Source organism: Paenibacillus sp. p3-SID1389, from assembly GCF_025151705.1.
GTDB classification, from domain to species: domain Bacteria; phylum Bacillota; class Bacilli; order Paenibacillales; family Paenibacillaceae; genus Fontibacillus; species Fontibacillus phoenicis.
This window is the reverse complement of record NZ_JALXVO010000013.1, coordinates 1-22,788: the sequence shown is the minus strand read 5'-3', so window position 1 is coordinate 22,788 and position 22,788 is coordinate 1. Positions and strand designations below refer to the sequence as shown.

The 22,788-nt window shown below is 51.7% G+C and carries 22 protein-coding genes and 2 riboswitches; of the genes, 14 read left to right on the top strand and 8 right to left on the bottom strand.

Annotation, left to right across the window (positions count from 1 at the left end; translation table 11 throughout):
• Position 1: 1 nt before the first annotated feature.
• Positions 2 to 253: a hypothetical protein gene (locus M3G15_RS07600; RefSeq protein ID WP_260070541.1), complete on the top strand. Its 252-nt coding sequence runs from the start codon at positions 2 to 4 to the stop codon at positions 251 to 253.
• Positions 254 to 423: 170 nt separating this feature from the next.
• Here the strand turns inward: M3G15_RS07600 and hemQ are convergent, their stop codons facing one another.
• Positions 424 to 1,170, bottom strand: a complete 747-nt coding sequence (gene hemQ / locus M3G15_RS07595) for a hydrogen peroxide-dependent heme synthase (protein WP_260070540.1) — start codon at positions 1,168 to 1,170, stop codon at positions 424 to 426.
• 214 nt (positions 1,171 to 1,384) lie between these two features.
• Here hemQ and M3G15_RS07590 point away from each other — a divergent pair, with 214 nt between their 5' ends.
• Positions 1,385 to 1,678, top strand: coding sequence for a YuiB family protein (locus M3G15_RS07590; protein WP_009224811.1), 294 nt, complete (start codon positions 1,385 to 1,387; stop codon positions 1,676 to 1,678).
• A 76-nt stretch (positions 1,679 to 1,754) separates the two neighbouring features.
• Here the strand turns inward: M3G15_RS07590 and M3G15_RS07585 are convergent, their stop codons facing one another.
• The 4 genes from M3G15_RS07585 to M3G15_RS07570 all read right to left on the bottom strand — a co-directional run bounded on the left by M3G15_RS07585 (position 1,755) and on the right by M3G15_RS07570 (position 4,784).
• Positions 1,755 to 2,090 carry a helix-turn-helix domain-containing protein gene (locus M3G15_RS07585; RefSeq protein WP_009224812.1) on the bottom strand — a complete coding sequence of 112 codons (336 nt, stop codon included), beginning with the start codon at positions 2,088 to 2,090 and terminating at the stop codon, positions 1,755 to 1,757.
• Positions 2,091 to 2,238: 148 nt separating this feature from the next.
• Positions 2,239 to 2,826: a CalY family protein gene (locus M3G15_RS07580; protein ID WP_260070539.1), complete on the bottom strand. Its 588-nt coding sequence runs from the start codon at positions 2,824 to 2,826 to the stop codon at positions 2,239 to 2,241.
• Positions 2,827 to 2,917: 91 nt separating this feature from the next.
• Entirely contained in the window at positions 2,918 to 3,523 is a 606-nt protein-coding gene (sipW, locus tag M3G15_RS07575) for a signal peptidase I SipW (protein ID WP_260070538.1), read from the bottom strand.
• A gap of 1 nt (position 3,524) precedes the next feature.
• Entirely contained in the window at positions 3,525 to 4,784 is a 1,260-nt protein-coding gene (locus M3G15_RS07570) for a hypothetical protein (RefSeq protein WP_260070537.1), read from the bottom strand.
• 461 nt (positions 4,785 to 5,245) lie between these two features.
• Positions 5,246 to 5,330: riboswitch (cyclic di-GMP riboswitch) on the top strand.
• Positions 5,331 to 5,369: 39 nt separating this feature from the next.
• Here M3G15_RS07570 and M3G15_RS07565 point away from each other — a divergent pair.
• The 3 genes from M3G15_RS07565 (at position 5,370) to dnaI (ending at position 8,287) form a co-directional block, all read left to right on the top strand.
• Positions 5,370 to 5,543 (top strand): anti-repressor SinI family protein, encoded by a 174-nt coding sequence (locus tag M3G15_RS07565; RefSeq protein ID WP_260070536.1) that lies wholly within the window; start codon positions 5,370 to 5,372, stop codon positions 5,541 to 5,543.
• A 202-nt stretch (positions 5,544 to 5,745) separates the two neighbouring features.
• The gene (locus M3G15_RS07560; RefSeq protein ID WP_260070535.1) at positions 5,746 to 7,296 is read left to right on the top strand and encodes a DnaD domain protein; all 1,551 of its coding nucleotides are present in this window, start codon (positions 5,746 to 5,748) and stop codon (positions 7,294 to 7,296) included.
• A gap of 37 nt (positions 7,297 to 7,333) precedes the next feature.
• Complete coding sequence (gene dnaI, locus M3G15_RS07555) at positions 7,334 to 8,287, top strand: primosomal protein DnaI (protein WP_009224818.1); 954 nt, start codon at positions 7,334 to 7,336, stop codon at positions 8,285 to 8,287.
• Positions 8,288 to 8,380: 93 nt separating this feature from the next.
• On the opposite strand, the gene M3G15_RS07550 is transcribed toward dnaI, so the two are convergent.
• Positions 8,381 to 8,536, bottom strand: coding sequence for a hypothetical protein (locus tag M3G15_RS07550; protein WP_009224819.1), 156 nt, complete (start codon positions 8,534 to 8,536; stop codon positions 8,381 to 8,383).
• Between the two features lie 272 nt (positions 8,537 to 8,808).
• Here M3G15_RS07550 and trxA point away from each other — a divergent pair, with 272 nt between their 5' ends.
• Positions 8,809 to 9,126 carry a thioredoxin gene (gene trxA, locus M3G15_RS07545; RefSeq protein ID WP_009224820.1) on the top strand — a complete coding sequence of 106 codons (318 nt, stop codon included), beginning with the start codon at positions 8,809 to 8,811 and terminating at the stop codon, positions 9,124 to 9,126.
• Between the two features lie 144 nt (positions 9,127 to 9,270).
• The gene (uvrC, locus tag M3G15_RS07540) at positions 9,271 to 11,088 is read left to right on the top strand and encodes an excinuclease ABC subunit UvrC (protein ID WP_050769744.1); all 1,818 of its coding nucleotides are present in this window, start codon (positions 9,271 to 9,273) and stop codon (positions 11,086 to 11,088) included.
• Here the strand turns inward: uvrC and M3G15_RS07535 are convergent.
• Entirely contained in the window at positions 11,048 to 12,760 is a 1,713-nt protein-coding gene (locus M3G15_RS07535) for a CPBP family intramembrane glutamic endopeptidase (RefSeq protein WP_397376598.1), read from the bottom strand. The two genes, uvrC and M3G15_RS07535, sit on opposite strands and share 41 nt — an antisense overlap.
• A gap of 349 nt (positions 12,761 to 13,109) precedes the next feature.
• Positions 13,110 to 13,272: riboswitch (cyclic di-AMP (ydaO/yuaA leader) on the top strand.
• Between the two features lie 66 nt (positions 13,273 to 13,338).
• Here M3G15_RS07535 and M3G15_RS07530 point away from each other — a divergent pair.
• Genes M3G15_RS07530 through M3G15_RS07520 form a run of 3 tightly spaced genes read left to right on the top strand, consistent with a single transcriptional unit; the run spans position 13,339 to position 16,685 of the window.
• Complete coding sequence (locus M3G15_RS07530; protein WP_260070533.1) at positions 13,339 to 14,682, top strand: TrkH family potassium uptake protein; 1,344 nt, start codon at positions 13,339 to 13,341, stop codon at positions 14,680 to 14,682.
• 17 nt (positions 14,683 to 14,699) lie between these two features.
• Entirely contained in the window at positions 14,700 to 15,362 is a 663-nt protein-coding gene (locus tag M3G15_RS07525; RefSeq protein WP_009224824.1) for a potassium channel family protein, read from the top strand.
• Between the two features lie 42 nt (positions 15,363 to 15,404).
• On the top strand, positions 15,405 to 16,685 hold the full coding sequence (locus M3G15_RS07520; RefSeq protein ID WP_009224825.1) for an ArsB/NhaD family transporter: 1,281 nt from the start codon (positions 15,405 to 15,407) through the stop codon (positions 16,683 to 16,685).
• Between the two features lie 99 nt (positions 16,686 to 16,784).
• Here the strand turns inward: M3G15_RS07520 and M3G15_RS07515 are convergent, their stop codons facing one another.
• On the bottom strand, positions 16,785 to 17,696 hold the full coding sequence (locus M3G15_RS07515) for a LysR family transcriptional regulator (RefSeq protein WP_009224826.1): 912 nt from the start codon (positions 17,694 to 17,696) through the stop codon (positions 16,785 to 16,787).
• Positions 17,697 to 17,979: 283 nt separating this feature from the next.
• Between M3G15_RS07515 and M3G15_RS07510 the strand changes: the two genes are divergently transcribed.
• From M3G15_RS07510 to M3G15_RS07495, 4 genes are all read left to right on the top strand, one after another.
• Positions 17,980 to 18,651: a succinate dehydrogenase cytochrome b558 subunit gene (locus M3G15_RS07510; RefSeq protein WP_009224827.1), complete on the top strand. Its 672-nt coding sequence runs from the start codon at positions 17,980 to 17,982 to the stop codon at positions 18,649 to 18,651.
• Between the two features lie 126 nt (positions 18,652 to 18,777).
• Positions 18,778 to 20,523 carry a succinate dehydrogenase flavoprotein subunit gene (gene sdhA / locus M3G15_RS07505; protein ID WP_016310977.1) on the top strand — a complete coding sequence of 582 codons (1,746 nt, stop codon included), beginning with the start codon at positions 18,778 to 18,780 and terminating at the stop codon, positions 20,521 to 20,523.
• 12 nt (positions 20,524 to 20,535) lie between these two features.
• A complete protein-coding gene (sdhB, locus tag M3G15_RS07500) occupies positions 20,536 to 21,321 on the top strand; it encodes a succinate dehydrogenase iron-sulfur subunit (RefSeq protein WP_397376597.1) in 786 nt (261 codons plus the stop codon).
• 120 nt (positions 21,322 to 21,441) lie between these two features.
• Positions 21,442 to 22,584: a tyrosine-type recombinase/integrase gene (locus M3G15_RS07495; protein ID WP_260070532.1), complete on the top strand. Its 1,143-nt coding sequence runs from the start codon at positions 21,442 to 21,444 to the stop codon at positions 22,582 to 22,584.
• Positions 22,585 to 22,788 lie beyond the last annotated feature (204 nt).

Below are 22,788 nucleotides of genomic sequence, written 5' to 3'. Positions count from 1 at the left end.
GATGCGTCACTGCAGCGTACAGGTTCGGGGGCTGTTGACGCGGGACGAGCTGGATCGCTATAACGCCTTGATGGAAGTGGGATCTTACCTGGAATCGCAGCAGCGTTACGATTTGGCTTATACGGTGCAGAAGGAAGTGGACCTTCTGATCCAGCCGGCCATCGAACGGCTGAAGGAGAAGAGCCGCGAACGCGACCGGGCGACCGCGGAGTTCCTGAAGTCGCTGGAGGCAGAGGCCGAAGGGGAAGATTAAACGAACAAAAGGGTGTGCCGCCCGAGGCTGGCACACCCTTCTTTTTTAAGATATCAGAAAGTATAAACTTCGGAGCTTCCGCTTCCTGATATCACAAGAAAAACTACCGCTAACCGCGGTCTGTCTTCCTAGAATATACGTCGATAGACGTTTTTCTTATCTATATGGAATTACACTTTCAACATCTCGTCCAAACGCTCTGCATTCAGCAGATTGCCGACGTAAAAAGCACCAAACTCGCCAAAACGTGCGCTGACTTCGTCAAACCGCATTTCATACACCAGCTTCTTAAATTGCAGGGCATCGTCGGCGAACAGAGTTACGCCCCATTCCCAATCGTCGAGTCCTACGGAACCGGTGATGATCTGCTTCACTTTGCCGGCATAGCTGCGGCCGATCAGGCCATGGCTGCGCATCATTTCGCGGCGCTGTTCCATCGTCAGCATGTACCAGTTGTCGGAGAGATCCCGCTTTTTGTTCATGGGATAGAAGCAGATATGGTTCGTCTTCGGCAGGATCGGCTGCAGACGGGCCATCACTTCTGGATTTGCCTTCGGGTCACCGCCGCCGGACGCGAGATAATTGCTAAGTTCTACAACGCTGACGTAGGAGTAGGCTTTGGTCGTATATTCAGCAAAAGTTGTTTTGTTAAAGGCCGTCTCCAGAGCGTTCAACTCTTCCAGGCTTTCGCGCAGGTGCATGAACACGAGGTCGGCTTTCTGTCCGACGATCGAATACACCGCGGTGCTGCCGGTTTTGGATTCCTCCATCAATTCCCATTCTTTCAGGAACGTATGCAGCTCCTCCAGGGCTCCGGCGCGTTCTTCGTCATCCGCCGCTTTCCAGGCGGTCCAATCGATGGTGCGGAAATCGTGAAGCGCATACCAACCTTCTAAGGTTAGGGTAGCTTCGTTCATGTATAATCACTCCTAGATTCAATCTGATCCTCATTTACGAATTGCCAATACGTATCTTATTGTATCGCAAGGAGCCTAGACGGGGCAAATCGATTCACTCCATTTTCATGTAAAGTTCATTGCTTCGTTACATAATATCTAGTAAACTAACTACTAGCTTGATTTAGTGTGATGAATGTTATAGTTACCTCTAAGAAGGGTGGGGGAGCGATCGATGGGCTGGCTCATCGTACTGGTGCTGATGGTTCTCTTCTTCGTGATGATGTTCGGCATCGGTTTCATTTTGAATATGTTAATGAAAACAACCTGGTTTCCGGCATACGTCTTTATCATCGTGATTTTGCCCATTGTGGTCTATACGCTGTGGGACCATGAACAGAGCTTTGGGACCTATCTCGCATCGTTCCGGCTGGTCGATTATTTGACGGCGTTCGCCGGGCTGTGCGGGGCGATCCTAAGCGGATGGACGATCCGAAAACTGCGGTTGGGCGGGTACAAAATGTTTTAAAAAAAGCGCGAGTACCGTCGGGGGATAACCCTGAGGTCTCGCGCTTTTTCTGTGTGTACTTTTTCTCTGTGTACCGTTATTCCTGCTGGCCTCGCTTCCATTTCTGATATTCAAGGAATTCCTTAAATTCCTTCTTGCTGACGCCCGAAGTCATAGCTTCCTGCACCAACTCCGACCATTCCGGATCAAGTAATTCCGGTGCGGGGCGGTCGCCATACAATAGCAGGTTGATCGAGACGTTAAGAGCGTCGGCTATCTTCTCAATGAAGGAAATAGAGGGATTCGATTGAATATTGCGCTCAACGTTGCTGAGATAGGATTTTGCCACATCTGCCTTCTCCGCCAGCTCGGACAAGGAGTACCCTCGGTCCTGCCGAAGTTTCTGAATACGCTCGCCAATATGTTCTGCCATGTAGCCGTCGCCCTTCTATCAGAAATAATTTGATGTCATTATATCAGAATAACCGGGATCGGACAAAGGTGTTAAGTCGGAAATTCAACCAAACAAAGAACACCTTAGTCCCAGATCGGGGTAAGGTGTTCTGCTTAAATTTCTCAAATTATCTAATTTGACCGTCGCCTTGTTTCGCTTCAAACGTCCACGTCAGGTTCAGCGTGTCGCCTTGGAATTGGTTTTGGTCTTGCCCGTTGTCCACGAATTCAAAAGCAACGGCCAACGTGTCGGTAGTGCCGGCTCTTAAGCCGCTGCGCTCGCCGAGGAAGAAGCCTCTTTCAACGGCGTCCGGTGTTTGATTTTGCAGGTCATAGAGCGTAGTTTCCCAAATGACGTCATTCAGCTTGTCGATATTGTTCAGGAATTTTACCTTAATATGTTTACCAAAATCGTCCGTGTTGTCTGGAGCGCCGGCTTTATTCGTCACCGTGTAGCTCGTTTTCAACAGAACTTCTTTAATGTCAAGCGTTCCGTCATTTTTGAGCTTGAACGTACGAGGAATCGTGTCACCTGGTTTCAAGTTGTTAAGATTTACAATCGCTGTTGGATCAGCGTTGATATCCAATGTACCTGCGGCGAACGTCCCAGTCGTTTCGACCGTATCGCTAAAGTAAGCGAACGTTCCTCCGCCGATCAATGTCAAACCGAGTGCTGCAGTTGCTACCCCAAAACCTAATGTCTTTTTGATACCCATTCCTGAATTCCTCCCTGATCTTAAATAAATTTTTTATATATAGCATCCTTATGTATACATAAGGAGAACAACCAAATCATTAGTGCTGAGCTTAGGTTGATGCGTCAATGACGTCAGGGTGCTTGGTGTCCGATTGCGATTGATTCGCTTCCGGTTTTTTTTCTTCCAGACTGGCGATGGCTTTCCACAGCGTAACCACCGCGTACAGGAACAAGAGGATCCCTGGGGTGATCAACAGGGTGACATTCCCCGTCTTCGTTCCAGCGAAGCTTAAGAAATAGCCCACGTACGGAACGTTAAATCCGGTATAGACGCCGGTCACATTCGCGGGGTGCACCAATTCCGAATCGGCGGCATCGTTATTATCGCCTTTCGTCCGGTACAGCACCTGGCCGCTTTGTTCGTCCTGTGTCACCTCGATGATGCGGTGGGTAATCAGCTTGTTATCGCCTGACCGGAAGGTGATGACGTCGCCGACGTTGAAACGGGTCATATCGCCGCCCGGCTTAATGGCCGCAACGGAACCGGTAGGGATGGAAGGCTCCATCGAGCCGGACAAGACCGTTTTCAGCTGATAGCCGTAGAAGTTCGGTTCGCTGCCGGAAATCTTTGAGAGGACCACCGAGCCTGCCACGGTAAAAAAGGCAACCGCCATCAGGAACGTCAGCGCGTTTCCTAACCATTTACGAATACGCATGTTATTCACCTACTTCTGAAGGAATCGCGTCCTCATTCTCGTCATCGTCATCCTCTTCATCCCCGTCGTCGTTCAAATCGATGGGCAGTTCATCCTCCGGTTTCGTCAGGATAAGACTGTCCAATGGATTTGGCTGCTCGGGGGGCAGCAGAGGTTCTAGCCCCGGTGTGCCGCTGCTAGCCGGCGCATCCGGCGGAAGGGTTGCAGATTCATCTTCTGCAACACCATCTTCTTCTGCAGGAGGTTGGACTGCTCCATCACCGGAATCGCCCACCGTCGGAGGGGGTTCTTCCTCCAACTGCTTTAATCGTTCCAGCTCCGCCAGCCGCTGTGCTTCCGCTTCTGCCAACAGTTGAGCCCGCTGCGCTTCGAGACTGGAAATCTCGGCAGTTAAGCCTGCGATTGCCGATTCCAGAGAAGCATGTACGCTCTCAAAGTACGTGCGCTCTTCGCCGGCAACCGGATCGCTGAGGGCACTTAAATCATCGGCCGACCGGGACGAAAACGGGCTGGCAAAAGCGATAGCAACAAAGCCGTTGGTCGAGAGGCTAAACTTAGATTGATGGACGGAGCGCAGGTAGCTTAAGATCTCCTGTAACGTCCCGCGAAGCGGGCCGGATAGCAAACCGCTGCCCTTCAGGAGATCCGCAATCCGGTCAAGCACCGTAGTTTGCGTGAGCTCGGCACAATTCGGCTCCAGGCCGTTTAATGAAGTCAGTAGCCCTTGAATCACGGCGGTCGCTGCCGTGATTTCCTGCACCAGCTCTTGCCAAGTGGACTGATTCAGCGCCAGTTGCTGCTGCAGCTGCTGGATTGTGGCGTTCAGCTCGCTAATCCGTGCCGATAAGCCTTCGGCTGCGTCCAGCTGCAGGCTTGCGGAGAAATCTGCGGAACCTTCCGAGCTGACCGGTCCGTCGCCGCTGGAGTACACCGCATCGGTTGAAGACGGGGGCAGCGGAAGACTGGTGGCCGGATCACTCGCATTCGGAAGAGCCGGAGACGAGATCGGAGTTGTTGTATCTATCGAAGCGCGGATTAGGCTTGCTCCGATAAGTCTCCCTTTTAAGGAAGCGGCTCGGTTCAAATGCTCGGCCAACATCGCGAGCTGGCTTTCGATTTGGCTTGGAAAGACTCGGCACGCCTTGATTTCCGTGTTATCTTCGCGTGTGCTGGTGAATTCGCCGAAGGTTGTGCCAACCTGCTGAGAAGTCCACAAGAGCAGAGTTGAGAGAATTAATCCGGACTGCAGCGATTTGACCATGTTTTGCTTCTTCCGTTTTTTGCGTAGTTTACGGATTACTTCAGCTCGGGATCTTCGCAGAATAGTCGCTCCTTTCTAGGTATGGTCCGTTCTGTTCGTTAATATGTTCGTTATTAAGAACAAACGCCGTGATTTGAATATACCTGAAATGGTTAACGTTAGGAAAGGCGCAAATCCAGTGATTTGTTCTTAATAAAGAACATTTATCTATTGTTTTCTTTAAAAATCTGACTAATTCACGGGATTTCACGATTTATTGTTCTCTATAAGAAACAATTCCTAGTACTTGACAAGCGGTGGTTCAATATGACAAGAACATTAGGGATTAAACAAAAAAAGCTAACCTTTTCGATGAAAACGGTATGCCGAACTTACGTGAAATGACATACTTTTCAAATTTGAGACGTTATAATAAGTACCAAGATGCATACTGACTAAGGAGATCCATTGGCATCAGAAGCACCAGATAAGGGTAAACCTGTTGAAAAGCAGGGGCACAAAGTCTCAGATCTAAGGTAGGAATACTAAGATGGCTGGACTGCCTGGGGACAAAACCAAAATAATGATCTTAGGAGGAGATTGTTGTTGAAGAAGTCCGCCCAGGTTATTTCTTATGATCGGTTCCCCGGAAACGTTGACCCGGAATGGGTGATTTTGCTCGCCATGGCAAAGGAGGAGGGGGTCTCCATTGATGAGGTTCGGCGTTTTTTAGCCGGAGATCGCCCTTATTTAAAAGAGTGGCATTTACATAACAAATAGATGATAAAGAAGAGGGAGTAAAGGGCCGCCCCATCAGGGGGACGGTTCTTTTTTGTGCTTATTCCGGCGTAAAACATTGTCCCGGCGAGGCTCAGGAGGAAAAAGGGAGATTTTTGTAAGCTGGGGGCGATTCAGGACGGCGTCTTTTATGCTAAAATAGAGGAAGTCTATTTGTACGTGATAGGGAAGGAGCGATGAAGCCGTGCGCATGAACAACATGCTGCATTTTACCGAAAATCACCGTTATTGCGTATACCGTGACTTCGGACTCAGTCCCGTCGATGGCAAAATGCTAGGTTTGATCTATCAACCGATGGTCGGGGCGTTCGCGATTTCGCTGTACCGGCTGCTGGTAGAGCATGTTCCCCAGGAGCAGGTTGGATATTCGGACGTCGAGCAGCAGCGGAAGCTGTTCCTGACCCTTGGCCTCGATCCAAGCGAGAAAGGGCGGAAGTTTCTCATCGAGCAGACTTCCCGGTTGGAGGCGGTGGGGCTGCTTCAGACGAACCGGCTCTATGTTCCGGACAGCGACGATTATATCTACGAATATGAGCTTCAGGCACCGCTGGCGCCGGCGGAATTTTTCCGGACTCAGCACCTGACTTTGCTGCTACGAGACAAGATCGGGAAATTCGCGGTCCTGTCTCTGCGGGAGCAGTTGTTCCGCGGAGAACCGGAGGCGTGGTCAGGGGTTGGCCTGAATAAGGAAAATATTACGGTTCCGTTCTATGAGATCTTTGAGCTGAACACCCATTCCATTGATTACGAGCTGGAGCAGGCGATTGCCGAGACGTCGATCGCCAGGCAGCCGGGGCTCAAGCTGGCTTTGGAAGAGGATGCGATCAACTATGCGGACATCATCCTGCGTTTTCCGCGTGAGTCCCAGAATCGCTCCTTCGTTGAGGCGCTTCGCTTTGACCCGGAAGGGATGGGCGTGGTGAATTATGTTGCCCGCAAGTACGATTTAAGCGTCCAGGATATTTGCCGGCTGCTGGATGAAGACGGCGTCTTTGATCCGGGCGGCGGGATTCTGCTGGATGCACTCCAGCACAAGGCCAACCTGCAGTTCCGCCAAGGCAAGCGCCGTCAGGAGGAACGCGAGGTAGCTTACGGCAAAATCGTCGCGTTGCGCGGCGAGGAGCCGAAAGCGGCGGCCGCTTCCGCTCAAGCGGGGAACGTGGCCGAGGAGGTTGCGGTACAGATGGAGTATTACGTTGACGTACCGCCGCAATTCCAAAGCAAATGCGATATTCACCAATATAATATGATGCTTCGCAATGAGCCGTATACCCGGTTACTGAAGACGTTCTTTCCGGGATCGATTCCGGACAACCTGCTGGACATTTTTGAGAAAATCGATTTGAACTACAAGCTGCCCGGCGAAGTAATCAACGTACTGATCCATTATTTGATGTCTTTGCTCACTTCTGGCGGGGAGCAGCGGATCAATCGCAATTTCATCGATGCGATCGCAGCCAACATGCTGCTTAAGCAGATCAACACGTATGAGCAGGCCGTACAATATATCCGCGACCAATCGAAGGTGAAGGAGAAGGTCAAGGAGAAGGCGGGCGGCGCCGCCTCCGGTGGAGGACGGGCGCGAACCTACGGCAGCCGCGGAGCGAAGCCGAAGCCGGAAATCCCGATTGTGGAACGGACTGGCCAGGAGACCGCCGTATCGGAAGAAGAATTTGCTGAGCTGATTAAGATGGCGGAACGCATGCAATCCGGAAAGCATAAAAAAGAAGTCTGAATCCGTTTAGGCTTGGGGAAGGAAGGTGACACAACCAATGGAATCACTTGGGGAACTGCTTACGCAGATGAAAAGCACGCAATTCAAACAACGCTCCGAGGAGCTGACCGCACGTCTGATGAATGACCCGCTGGTAAGGGAACTCCGGGACCAACATCCGGAGCTGGAACAGGAGCAGCTGACGCGCGGGATGGCCAAGCTGTATCAATACATCAACGACAGCAAGCACTGCGCCAACTGCCCGGGCTTGGAGCAATGTCCCAACGATTTCCCCGGCCATTTCACGAAGCTGACGGTCGAGCAGGTGGGCGGGAGCCCGCAGCTTGTAGATCGTCAGGTGCCATGCCCCAAGCAACTGCAATATGAGCGCGAATTGTCCGTCAAGAAACGGATTCATAGCTTTTATGTGGATGAGCGGGCGCTGGAAGCCGGTTATGACGAAGTGGAAATCATGACGAAGGATGCCATGCGTGCGCCGGCGGTAGGGCAAGTGTTCCGCTATATTAATGAAACGAAGGAATCCGGCCTGCAAACGAAAGGGCTGTATCTGGAAGGTCCGTTTGGCACCGGCAAAACGTTCTTGATGTGCTATTTGCTGCACGAACTGGCCAAGGAAGGTTACTCCGGCGCCATCGTTTATATGCCGGAATTCGTGGAAGAGCTGAAGAGCATGCTGCAGGACAGCGACAAGCTGCGCGAAACGGTGGAAATGATGAAGCAGGTGGATCTGCTGATCTTTGACGATATCGGTGCAGAGAACCTGAATCCGTGGGTGCGCGACCATGTCATGGGCGCGATTTTGAATTATCGGATGAACCGGAAGCCCACGTTCTACACGTCAAACTATTCCTTGAGTGCGTTGGAGAAGCATTTGAGCTTTACGAGCAAGGACGGGGAAGAGCGGCATAAGGGCCAACGGTTAATGGATCGGATTGCCCCGTTCGTGAACGTTGTTCAGGTGAATGGGACGAATAAGCGCGGCCAAGCCTAATAACGGAATACTGCGGACAAAGATAAAGAGCCGAGCACATCCCTTATCGGGGGATCGCCTGGCTCTTTCGTTAATTCGAGGTCTGGTTACCGCCTAGCTGGCGATAAATTTAATGATGACCATGCCGAAGAAAATCACGATCATAAACGTCAACATGCCAAAAAAGCCGTTCATCAAATCAAACAGATCGTTGCGGGGTTCTTCGTTGATATGCTGCCGCGGATCGTTCGCATGCGTGTTAGCATCCATGGCGACGGGCCTCCTCAGGAAATTATCGTCTCGTCAATGAAATATGTCATAGACAATCCGTTTTCAGGTTATTCTTAGTATAACCAAACTTTTTTCGTTTTGTAAAGAAGGCGTTACCATACACTTTCTTTTTTTCAGTGTAGTGTGGTATAATGAGTTCGGCAACAGCTTTTTGGGCTGACTGCTCCAATTTTTTTGTCTAACTATCCAGTTGTTCGCGCTTGTGTCACTAAAGTGCCAGGCCGGGCAACCCAAATAAGGAGGAAATTATCATGGCTATCGTGAACGTATCCGATCAGTCCTTCAATGCTGAAATCGAAGGACAAGGTCCGGTTCTTGTTGATTTTTGGGCTCCATGGTGCGGCCCTTGCAAAATGATCGCTCCGATTCTGGAGGAGCTGGATGCAGAAGTAGGTGACTCCGTGAAGATCGCCAAGCTGAACGTGGATGATAACCCGGAAACAGCTTCCCGTTTCGGCGTGATGAGCATTCCTACACTGATCCTGTTCAAAGACGGTCAACCGGTCGATAAAATCGTCGGATTGAACTCGAAGGATACGCTGAAGAACCTGATCGCTAAACATCAATAATCCAGACGATCAGGCGCGTCGCTTGACGCCTTGGATGACGCCTCCGGTTTGGGCCGGAGGCGTTTTCTGCGTTAACTTGGAGTGGAGAAAGGAGGAGGAAGCTTGGACACATCGGCCAATGAAACGTTAAGTTACGAGAAAGCGATGGAGCGAATCCAACATAAACTGGCGCTGCTGCCCGATTCCCCGGGTTGTTACTTAATGAAGAACAAAGACGGTAAGATCATTTACGTCGGCAAAGCCAAGGTGCTGAAGAACCGGGTCCGTTCCTATTTTACAGGCAGCCATAACGGGAAAACCCAGCTGCTCGTATCCGAGATCCGCGACTTCGAATACATCGTGACCGCGAGCAATATGGAAGCACTGATCCTGGAATGTAACCTGATTAAAGAACATCATCCGCGTTACAATATCCTCCTGAAGGATGACAAGACTTTCCCCTATATCAAAATTACGAATGAACCGCATCCCCGGCTGGAAGTGACCCGGCGGGTGCTTAAAGATAAAGCAAAATATTTTGGTCCGTATCCGAACGCCTACGCGGCTCAGCAAACGAAGAAGCTGCTCGACCGCATGTATCCGCTGCGCAAATGCAATGTGATGCCGAAGGAAGTGTGCTTGTATTATCACATCGGCCAGTGCTTGGCGCCTTGCGTGCATGAGGTGGAGAAGGAAACGTACGAGAAGATGACTCAAGAAATTGTTTCGTTCCTTAGCGGCGGGCATGAGGAGATCAAGAAAGAGCTGGAGCGCAAAATGCACGAGGCGGCCGAAGCCTTGCAATTCGAGCGGGCCAAGGAACTGCGCGACCAAATCATCAACATCGATGCGCTGATGGAGAAGCAGAAGATTACGGTGACCGATGCGAAGGACCGCGACGTGTTTGGGTATGCCGTAGACAAGGGCTGGATGTGCGTGCAGATTCTATACATGCGTCAGGGAAAAATGATCGAACGGCATGCGTCGGTCTTTCCGTTTTACGGCGACGCCTACGGCGATTTTATGTCCTACGTGACGCAGTATTACAGCGATAACCCGGCTTTGCCGCAGGAGATTCTGCTGCCGGAGAAGCCGGAGGATCAAGAGGAGGCCGGCGCGCTCGATGCTCCAACCGCCTTGCAGGAATGGCTGGGGGTGAAGACGCTGGTGCCGCAACGCGGCTTAAAGCGGCAAATGACCAAAATGGCCGAGGAGAACGCGCGCGTGACGCTGGACGAGAAGTTCCGCCTGATCGAACGGGATGAGGAACGCACCTCGAAGGCGGCCGAGAACCTCGGCAAAGCGATTGGCCTGGAGTCGGTGTCGCGGATCGAAGCGTTTGATAACTCCAACATCCAAGGGTCGAACCCGGTCTCAGCCATGGTGGTGTTCATTGACGGCAAGCCGGCCAAGAAGGAATACCGCAAATATAAAGTAAAAACCGTGAAGGGCCCGGACGATTACGAGACGATGCGCGAGGTCATCCGCCGTCGCTATGAGCGGGTGCTGAAGGAGAATTTACCGCGGCCTGACCTAATCGTGGTCGACGGAGGCAAGGGGCAGATCTCTGCGGCTACCGATGTGCTGGAGAACGAGCTGGGCCTACACATCCCGGTATGCGGCCTCGTGAAGGACGCCAAGCATAAAACCGCACAGCTGATGGCGTTTGATCCGCCGGAGCCGGTTTATCTGCCGCGCGACAGCCAGGAGTTCTACCTGCTGCAGCGGATTCAGGACGAGGTGCACCGCTTCGCCATTTCGTTCCATCGCGAACAGCGGGCCAAGTCGATGGTCGCCTCACGGCTGGACTCGATCCCCGGCATCGGGGAGAAACGCCGGAAGGCGCTGCTTAAGCACTTTGGATCGCTGAAAAAAATTAAAGAGGCCTCCGTCGAAGACTTTCGGCCTCTTTCTATCGGGGATAAATTAGCCCGTCAAATCCTTAATGCCCTTCGGGACGAAGATCCGCCAGAGGAGTCATAACATACGGCTCCTCTTTTTGTTGCGGCGTCGGGGTCTTCCGCTCCTTGCTTGGCGGGTTAAACAAGTAAATCACATACGCAACGATCGCCGGCAAGGCGATGTAGAACAACCCGGCGACGATGTTCAGCGCTCCGCCCATAAACATCAGGCTCAGCGACATCAGGATGCTGTCGAAGATGACGTGCGAGAAGACAACGGTCGCGAAGCCGTAGCGCAGGAACACGAAGCTGAACAGCAGTCCGATAAAGGTTAATTCGATCGGGCGCGAAATGACCGGATAAATCGGATACAACGTGTGGCCAAACGCCCAGATTAAGGTCGACAGCAGGCAGGCGATAAAGGTGCTGCGGAACATTTTCTTCAGCATTGGGATCCCGAACAAGCGATACACCGCTTCTTCTCCGATCCCTGCCACCCAAGCCAGCAGCGGAAACAATAGCGGGTACACCATGTTGTAAGGCGATTGCGTCGCATCGGTCGTGGACCAGGTATGAATCGTTTGCTCTAAAATGAAGAAAACAACGGATTGAACGCCTAACAGGATCAATGCCCAGGCATACCCGTCAGCCACGGAGGTCAGGATGGAACGGCCGTACCCTTCTTCCCGTGATCGCGCCCACAAGTTGATGCCGTTCTTCCGCCACAGTCCATCGCCGCCCACCAGCGAGAAGTACACGGAAGCGGCGAGGAACAACGTCACCAGACCTTGGAAGAAGAGGCCAAAGATGAGCACGCCGGATTCAAGACCGTCTTTTTGGAACACGGGGATCATGTTGATCGTTCCAATCGTGGATAGCACGAAGTAAGCCGAAGCCAGGAAAATACCCCGCTTAAACGAGGTATGGGCCCGCGTCAGCGCGCTGTAGACGATCGCCAGAATCGCCAGCACGAACGTCAACAGGGCGTATCCGGCATAGGTGAGCCAGCTGGCGATTTTCGTCTGTCCGGCGACGTAGTCCTGATGAGCCTGCGGTACGGTAAAATAGCTCTCCAACGAGGAAACCTTGCCGTATTCGAAGCTGAGCTTGATTTCCGCTTGCGATTCGCCTAACGTGTAGCCATTGATATGGTAGAGGAGGCCCACATCCCCTTCACCGGAGGCCAGCTCCAGATCGCTTGGTTTAAATCCAAAGGCGTTCAGGTAAGGCTGTGCCAGCTCTTCTTTCTCCGCTAACGTTAAATCCCCCTCCCATGCCTTCATGGAATCGGTGGTTTCCGATCCTACATCAAGCATCATCTGCTTGGTGGCGTTGCTGGAGGAACTGATCTCCTCGAAGCCGACGACTTGACCGGTGGTCATATGGACATCCACGGTCACGGCGCTTAACGATTCGGTGGGGTCCGTGTAACGGACGCGAAATACGTCATATGGAAATTGCTTGTCATACGTTTTTAAGTATGGGGCGAGCAGATCGGCTTTGGTTAAGTAACCAAACAGATCGGAACGCGTTTCGTATGTAATCAATGCTTTATCCTTCGTGGGATTCGGCAGGTCGATCCCAAGTACGGATTGGACAAATTCACTTGCATGGGCAGCTGCTTCCGGTTTGCTGATCACCTCATTTGCTTGCTGCAGCTGCAAGGACTCCGAATCGGTGGTCGGAAACAGTTGAACGGCGACGAACACAATGAATCCTAGGGCGGCCAGCAGCCACAGATTTTTGGTCTTCATCCTGCGGCGGCCATTTGACGTCAAAGGGGAACTCACTCGCAAAACTCCTTTGTTATTAAGTTGAATGAAATCGGGAACACGTACTCTTCTTATATTATGAGGTATGTTTTTCCCTCAAGTACGTCAAAGTAAAGATAACACAGCTATCCCCCCTGCGCCAGACGGAGGGCAAAATTGACGAGAAACGGCAAAAACTTCGGCAAGTCTACGCATCATTTAGATTGGGGGCGAACTTAATCTGCACAATCCCTGATTTCGTCCTTTTCTGGTCTTTTTCTTGAAAATAGAGCTTTGTGGCGGGACGGAATAAGGGATATAATCCATTTGACGAAAAATGATTGAAAACAATTGAAAAGATTGGCCGAATTTCGCAATGAAAACGGGGGAACCGTATATTTTGGGGTGAATTTCACGGAGCTTCAACTCCCAGCAAGGGGATATGTTCCGCGAATAGGGCAACTGGGCATGTCCGAATCCGTCAGCTAACCTCGTAGGCTTGTGCATCAGGAACCAAACACCGAAAGGCATTGGATTTCCAGTGCTTTTTTCTTTTGTTCTTTTTTCAGGAAGACGATGAGGTGAACGCGTTGAATACGAAGAAAATAAACCTTTCTCCGCCGCAGGTATTAGTGATTGGGTTTGCGATCATTATTTTGCTGGGTGCGCTACTGCTCATGCTGCCGATTTCCAGTACGACCGGGGTAACACTCCCGTTCGTCGACGCACTGTTCACGGCTACTTCAGCAACCTGTGTTACGGGGTTGGTCGTGGTTGATACCGGGACCTATTTTTCAACCTTTGGACAAGTCGTGATCGTCCTGCTGATCCAGATTGGGGGGCTTGGGTTTATGACCATGGCCACTTTGTTCTCCCTTGTCCTGAAACGAAAAATATCGCTAAAAGACCGTCTCATCCTCCAAGAAGCGATGAACCAAAACTCTGTGGAAGGAATCGTACGGTTAATCCGCAAAGTTCTGTTATATTCGCTCGTTATTGAATCCAGTGCGGCGCTGATGTTTGCGATTCGCTGGTCATTCGATATGCCGATTGGTAGGGCGCTGTATTTCGGAGTTTGGCACGCGGTCTCGATGTTCAATAATGCAGGGTTTGACCTGTTTGGTGAATATCAAAGCTTCACGAAGTACGTTGCTGATCCGATCGTGAACTTCGTTGCAATGTTTCTGATCGTCTCGGGCGGGATCGGATTTATCGTACTGTCCGACGTATTCGAGTTTCGGAAGCGGCGGAAGCTGTCGTTGCATTCGAAGGTGGTATTGTCGATGACGTCGGTGCTGATCGTGATCGGGGCGTTAGTCATTTTCATCTTTGAGTTCACGAACTCGCGTACGCTTGCTCAGCTCAGTTGGAGCGGCAAGATCTGGGGTTCGTTTTTCCAATCGGTGACGCCGCGTACGGCGGGAGCCAACACGCTGGATATTGGGTCATTACGGCAGGCAACGCAATTCTTCATGATCATCCTGATGTTTATCGGGGCCTCCCCAGGCTCTACGGGGGGCGGAATTAAGACGACCACATTTACGATTCTGGTCGGCTCGGTTGGTTCGATGATTCGCGGAAGGACTGACCTAGTCCTGTTCAGGTACCGGATGGCCGGGGAACGGGTCTTTAAGGCGCTTACGATCACGATGCTTGCCTTATTCCTGGTCTTAGCAGTGGCAATGGTATTGTCTACCACGGAGGACGCGAGCTTTTTATCGATTTTGTTTGAAACCACTTCGGCTTTCGGCACGGTCGGACTTACGATGGGGTTGACGGGGAAACTAACGGTTATCGGTAAAATTATCATCAGCTTCACCATGTTCGCCGGTCGGCTCGGGCCGCTGACGCTTGCTTATGCGCTCGGTCCGAAGAAAGGAAAAGAGCTGTACCGCCATCCAGAAGGCAAAATCATTATTGGATAAGGGGAAAACGGGCAAAAATGAAAAAGCAGCAGTTTGTGATCATCGGCTTGGGGCGCTTCGGCTCGAGTCTGGCCTTGGAATTGATGGAGTTAGGATATGAGGTTCTGGGCATCGACCGGAATGAAGAGATCGTGGAAGAACTTAGCGATCGGCTCACGCATACGGTTGTCGCCGATGCTACAGAAGAAGAGGTGCTGAAGTCGCTGGGGGTTCGTAATTTCGATTGCGGGATCGTAGCGATTGGCACCGACATTCAAATGAGCATCCTGGCAGCTATTCTCCTCAAAGATCTTGGCATTAAAACGGTAGTTGCCAAAGCGATCTCGCTTCTGCACGGCCGAGCTCTGGAGAAGCTGGGGGTGGATCGGGTGATTTATCCAGAACGCGACATGGGGGTTCGTGTGGCCCATCAGCTGGTTACTCCAAATTTGCTGGATTATATTGAACTGTCGAAGGAATACAGCATCGTAGAAATGAAAGTTCCCACTTGCTTGAACCATAAAAGCATAGGTGACCTCAATATGCGGGCACGCTTTGGCTGCAGCATCGTGGCGATTCACCGCAATGGCGGTATTTTGGTTGCTCCCACTGCGATGGATCAGTTAAATGAAGGCGACATTATGGTTATTATAGGAGCAAAGAAAAATATCGAGCAATTTGAATCAATCATCAATCCTTAATAAGATGGTAAGATGGCTTACTAGCATGGAACGGAGAGAAGTATGGAACAACAGGCCATTTGGGCTTTAATCATTTTTTTGCTGACCTACGCACTCATTATATCTGAGAAAATTCACCGAACGGTGCTGGCTATGGCTGGTGCGGCGTTCATGATAATCTTTGGCATCCTTGATCAGGAGAGCGCAGTGCATCATATTGATTTTAATACGCTGGGACTCTTGATCGGGATGATGATCATCGTGAATACGACAGCCAAGACCGGTTTATTCACGTACATCGGCATATGGACGGCCAAGCTGGCCAAAGGCAATCCGATCACTCTGCTGTGGTTGCTGGCGCTGATCACCGCGATAGGTTCGGCATTCCTGGATAACGTAACGACCATTATTTTGATGGTCCCGGTGGCATTTAGCATTACGCGGAGGTTGAGGGTTCAGGCGTTCCCTTACCTCTTTTCTATGATTCTTGCCACGAATATCGGCGGGACGGCGACTTTAATCGGAGACCCTCCCAACATTATGATTGGCAGCGCCGTGAAGGAACTGACCTTCGTAGCCTTCATGCAAAATTTGACGCCAGTCGTGTTGATCATTTTGGCAGTGATTCTGCCGCTTGTGATCGTGATCTTCCGCAAAGAGTTGAAAAAGGCTTATGCTCATCAACAGAGCTTGATGGAGATCAGTCTGGAGGGCTTGATTACGGAGAAAAAGCTGCTCACCCAATGCCTGATCGCCTTGGGGTTGACCTTGTTGGGCTTTTTCCTTCATCAATACATACATCTGGAAACGGCTACTATTGCGCTGGCTGGCGCCTTCTTGCTGCTGCTCATGACCGGCGAGCACGTGATGGAACAAGCCTTCCGTTCGGTGGAATGGCCCACCATCTTCTTTTTCGTGGGTTTGTTCGTATTGGTCGGAGGGTTGGTTGAAACGGGAATCATTACGAGAGTGGCCGAAGAGGTGATGCGCCTGACTGGAGGCGATCCGCTAACCACCTCGATGCTGATCCTCTGGCTGAGTGCTTTGGCATCGGCGTTTATCGACAATATTCCGCTGGTGGCGACGATGATTCCGATGATCCAAGACATGGGCGGAATGGGGATTCAGCACCTGGAGCCGCTATGGTGGAGCCTATCGCTTGGCGCTTGTCTCGGTGGAAACGGAACATTAATCGGAGCCAGCGCCAATTTGATCGCTGCTGGGATGTCCGCCAAGGAAGGGGAACCGATCAGCTTCCTAAAATATTTGAAATACGGGCTGCCGCTGATGATCGTCACCATTTTGATCTCCAGCCTCTACGTTTATTTGCGATACTTCATTTAAAATAGACAAGCTGCCGCTAATCCAGGTTTTAGCCTGAAGGAGCGGCAGCTTTTTTGGTGTAACGAATAGCTGTTTAGGTTCGGGTGGATCATGGTGGCGTTAGAGCGGCAATTCTTTCACGAGGGTTTCGCGGATTTGCGTGATCCATTCCTTCGTTTCGCTCGTCAGCTCCGATTTGTCGCCATATACGAGACAGGTTTCGCGCCGTGTCTGGGCCAGTTCTGGAATCGGCACGGTCAGCAGGCCGTTATCCCGCAGCAGCGGCATACGCAGGTACGATTTGGGCAATAGCGCGGCTGCTTTACAGATCGGCAGCAGGCGGACGATCGCTTCAAACGAATCGATTTCCATGCGAATATCGGGCACGATGCTGTAGCGTCCAAACAGGTCGTCGATCAGCCGGCGATACCAAGTTCCCTTGGAAAATACGATCATCGGCCGACCGTTCAGATCGTCCATGATCAGACGGCGCTTCTGCCCGGCGGCGGCTAGCTCATGCCCTTTGGGAACGACCAACTCGAGGTGGTCTTTGAACAGCGGCAAGCATTTCAAGCCCGTCTCGTTCACCAGGGAGGCCACGACGCCGAAGTCCACTCTCTTCTCGCGGACATAAGAGACGATTTCATGGGTTTTGCCGGTAACGAGCTTCAATTCGATATCTGGAAACTTCTCCATTAATGAGGTCACGAGCGGCGGCAGGGTGGTTTGGATCGTCGTCAGGCTGGCGCCTAACGTGACGATACGGCGCTCCGCTGCCTTGATTCGGGACACGGTCTGCAGGAAGTTCTGGTGGCGTTGCCGCTGTTCCAGCGCATATTGGTAAGCTTCCTGCCCGACGCGGGTCAGCTCGAGTCTTTTCCCTTTGCGGTGAAACAGGGAGACCCCCCACTCCTCCTCCAACTTGGCGATTTTCCGCGAAAGGGCGGGCTGGGACAGGTTTAACAGCTTGGATGCTTTGTTCAAACTGGATTGCTCCACGACGGTGGTGAACACCAGCAACTCTTCCAGCATGGGTTACCTCCTTTTTCTGGGTGAAGGACAAGATTCGACAGGTTAGCTTATGCGAATTTGTTATAATGATTAATAAATATATTGCAATTCCATTATAAGATAAAAAGGAGTAACATGAAAAGTGACACAAGTTGTTCACAAGTAACTGGAGGTACAAAGGGGTTTTACCGACTGCGGTGTGGTATTTATCATATTCAACCTCCGCGCCCCCGTAAGGTCGAATCTTGAGTGAAATTGCGCAAGTTGAAACGGATGATGGAATGAGAAAGGGGTATACGCATTTATGAAAGGGTTTTATTCCAGAAAACTGCACTCGCTGCTGGGCGTCATTCCGCTGGGATTTTTCCTGCTGGAGCACATGATCACCAACTTTTCGGCGGTGGAAGGCGGGAGCGAAGGCTTTAGGGAAGCTGTCGCGTTCCTGAACAGCCTGCCGCTCGTCTTGGTTTTGGAGATTTTTGGGATCTGGCTGCCGCTCTTGTATCACGGGGTTTACGGGCTTTATATTGCGTTTCAGGCGAAGCCGAACAATCGGCGGTTCCCAACCGAGCGCAACCTGCGTTATTTGTTGCAGCGGATTACCGGCGTTATCGCGTTTGTGTTCGTGATCTGGCACGTGGTGGAGACCCGTGTACAGGTAGCGCTGGGCAATGTGGAGCATGAGGAATTGGGCGGCTTGATGCATGAGATCGTCAGCAACCCGCTTCTCTTCACGTTGTATATCATTGGGGTCGTGTCGGCGGCCTTCCACTTTACGAATGGATTGTGGTCGTTCCTCGTCAGCTGGGGCGTGACAGTCGGCCCGCGGTCGCAACGTGTGTCCTCCTATATTTGCATGGGCTTGTTCGCGATCGTTGCTATCATGTTCGTGTGGTCGCTGATCGCATTCCGCGGCTCGGAATTCCAAGCCGAAGGCACTGCCTTGCTGGAGACGGCAAAGGCTTGGATGGCTTAGGCTTTGTTCGTAGATGACTCGTTTGAAGTAACGCTCACAAAACTAAGCGAATGCTTCCGGTGCAAGTTTTGTACGAAGCATTTCCGTTGAAGTATCGCTCACAAAACTTTTAGGAGTTGAAAGCAAATGGCTAAACAAAGCTTAATCGTCGTTGGCGGCGGCTTGGCCGGCTTGATGGCTACGATCAAATCAGCCGAAGCAGGCGTGCCGGTACAGCTGTTTTCCCTTGTGCCGGTAAAACGTTCCCACTCGGTGTGCGCGCAAGGCGGCATTAACGGGGCCGTGAATACGAAAGGCGAAGGCGACTCGCCTTGGGAGCATTTTGACGATACCGTATACGGCGGGGATTTCCTGGCCAACCAACCGCCGGTGAAGGCGATGTGCGAAGCTGCACCTGGCATCATTCACTTGATGGACCGGATGGGCGTCATGTTCAACCGCACGCCGGAGGGGCTGCTTGATTTCCGCCGGTTCGGCGGGACGAAGCATCACCGCACGGCGTTTGCCGGAGCAACGACCGGACAACAGCTGCTGTACGCGCTGGATGAGCAGGTACGCCGTCATGAAGCGGCCGGCCTGGTCACGAAATATGAAAACTGGGAGTTCCTGTCTGTTGTTTTGGACGATGAAGGCGTCTGCCGCGGCATTACCGCACAAAACCTTCGCTCGATGGAAATCACCACGTTCCCTTCCGATGCGGTCATTTTGGCGACAGGTGGCCCAGGGATTATCTTTGGTAAAACGACGAACTCGGTCATCAACACGGGGACCGCGGCCAGTGCCGTGTATCAGCAAGGCGTCACGTACGCTAACGGTGAGTTCATTCAAATTCACCCAACGGCGATTCCGGGCGATGACAAGCTGCGTCTGATGTCGGAATCTGCACGCGGCGAAGGCGGACGGATCTGGACGTATAAGGACGGCAAACCGTGGTACTTCCTGGAGGAGAAATATCCGGCTTACGGTAACCTTGTACCGCGGGATATTGCGACACGGGAAATTTTCCATGTGTGCGTGGACCTGAAGCTGGGCATTAACGGCGAGAACATGGTGTATCTCGACCTGTCCCACAAAGATCCGAAAGAGCTGGACGTGAAACTCGGCGGGATTATTGAGATTTATGAGAAGTTCATGGGTGATGACCCGCGCAAGATTCCGATGAAAATTTTCCCGGCAGTCCATTACTCCATGGGCGGCATGTGGGTCGACTATAACCAAATGACCAACATTCCTGGTCTGTTTGCGGCAGGAGAATGTGAATACCAATATCACGGCGCGAACCGTCTTGGTGCGAACTCGCTGGTGTCGGCGATTTACGGCGGTATGGTGGCCGGACCGAAAGCGGTCGAATATCTTCGTGGCCTGAAGAAGTCGACTGAGGATCTGAATCCAAGCGTCTTCGAAAGCTACCGCAAAGCCCAAGAAGAGAAGTACGAAGGCATCCTGGCGATGGATGGCACCGAAAATGCTTATGTCATCCACAAAGAACTGGGTGAATGGATGACGGCGAACATGACTGTCGTTCGTCATAACGATCGACTAGAAGCTACCATCAACAAAATCAAGGAACTCAAAGAACGTTACAAAAAGATCAACATCAACGATACGTCCCGCTGGAACAATACGGGAGCCGCATTCACCCGTCAGCTGTGGAACATGCTGGAGCTGGCCGAAGCGATGACGAAGGGCGCGTTGCTTCGTAACGAAAGCCGGGGCGCGCATTATAAACCGGAGTTCCCGAACCGGAACGACGAAGAATTCTTGAAGACAACGATGGCGAAATGGACGCCGGACGGTCCGGAAATTTCGTACGAACCGGTCGACGTTTCCTTGATCCCGCCGCGGATTCGCGACTACTCGAAGGACAAATAGGAGGGGATACCCATGGCAATGGCGGAAACGGATGTAACGGCCAAACAACAAACGGCCAAAAAAGTTAAATTCATCATTACACGCCAGGATGATCCGAACTCGAAGCCTTATACGGAAGAATTCGAGCTGGATTACCGCCCTGGCATGAACGTGATCAGCGCCTTGATGGAAATCCAGCGGAACCCGGTAAACCGGAAGGGCGAGCATACCTCGCCGGTTTGCTGGGAGTCCAACTGTCTGGAGGAAGTGTGCGGCGCCTGCTCCATGGTGATCAACGGCAAACCGCGCCAGGCTTGTGCGGCACTCATCGACAATTTGGAACAGCCGATTCGCATTGAACCGATGCGGACGTTCCCGGTCGTGCGTGACCTGGTGATCGACCGCAGCCGGATGTTTAATGCGCTCAAGCGGGTGAAAGCATGGATTCCGATCGACGGCACGTACGATCTGGGACCGGGGCCTCGGATGCCGGAGAAGAAACGGCAATGGGCGTATGAATTGTCCAAGTGCATGACCTGCGGCGTCTGCCTTGAAGCTTGTCCAAACGTCAATGAGAAGACGGACTTCATCGGTCCGGCAGCCATTTCCCAAGTGCGCTTATTCAACGCGCATCCAACAGGCGAGATGAACGCCGAAGAGCGTCTGGAGGCCCTGATGGAACCCGGCGGCATCGAAGGCTGCGGCAACTCGCAAAACTGCGTCCGCGCCTGCCCGAAAGGCATCCCGCTGACCACCTCCATCGCCGAAATGAACAAGGCGACCACGAAGCATATGTTTAAAATGTGGTTTATGCAGTAATAGAATCTAATGGATTTATACCGATAAAGTAACGCCATTCATCCGAAAGAATCGGAGACAGACCCCGGGAGGGGCTGTCTCTTTTTTTCGAGCTAGACAGAATAATGGAGGGGATCAGGGATGTACATTCATATTCATCGGATCGAACATGATCAGGTTTCCGTGAAATTGGAGGATTTCTCGAAAGAGGATGTAGGTAAGCTGCGTGCGGTTGGGGGAGGGAAGTGGGATCCTAATGGGAAGTTCTGGCGTTTTCCTTGCACAGAGGAGAAAATCAGGCAATTCGCAGAGTGCTTTCCGGAAGCGGAGATTCGAATGGACGGGTTAGCCGTGTCGTCAAAGCTATCCAGTAATGAAAAACTCATTCAGGCCCTGGATCAAAAGCTGCTCACCACGCTCAAGCTGAAGGGATACAGCCTCAAAACCAGCAAGGCCTACAGGGGGCATGTCCGGCGATATTTACAGAACTTGGCTGATCATTTGAAGATGAAAAGCCCAGGAACCCTCAAGGATGAGAAAATGACGTCCGCGATCATCGACTCGTCCCGTACACAACAGTATGCTTTGCAGCTCCTTGAGCAAGGGCACTCTCCTGCTTATGTGAACCAAGCCATCAGTGCTTTGCGTTTCCTGGCCGTCGAGGTATTCAAGCAACCTTCCGAACAGATGAAATATATCCGACCCCAAAAAGAGAAAAAACTGCCCTATGTCCTATCGGAGCAGGAAGTACTCCGCGTTATCCAAGCGCCGACGAATCTGAAGCACCGCACGATGTTGTATCTGGCTTACGCCTCAGGGCTGCGCGTGAGCGAGGTCGTCCGGCTGAAAGTCACGGATATCGACCCAGAACGCGGCCTCCTTCGAGTCCGGCAAGGAAAAGGCAAAAAGGACAGGCATACCTTACTATCGCAAACGGCTTGGGACATGATCCAAAAATACGTAGAAGCGGAGCGACTCTCCAACTCGATGTGGTTGTTTCCGGGGCAGCATTCGGGGAGCCACTTGCATGAACTTTCATTGCAAATGGTATTTCAGGAAGCCCTGCAAACCTCCGGCATCCGGAAACAGGTAGGCATTCACGTCCTTCGGCACTCTTTCGCCACCCATTTGCTTGAGAACGGCACCGACCTCCGCTATATCCAGGAACTGCTGGGCCACGCCAATCCCTCCACCACCGAACGCTACACTCACGTCAGCACCAAGAATCTGAAACAGATTGAGAGTCCACTTGATCGGATATTACGTGATCAGCAGGGGAGATAGCAGACTACGGGAGGAGGATAAATTACAACTTACAGAATTAAGGAATGGAGGTATAATTAAGGAGATGTAATCGATTACGCAAATCCCCAGGTCAAGATGGTATTTGTGACGTGCAGAGATAAGGGAGTTATGCGAAATCCTTGTAAAGGAGATAGAATATTGAACTATCACTTAAAACGTGCGGTTAGTTCCTTTATAACTAAA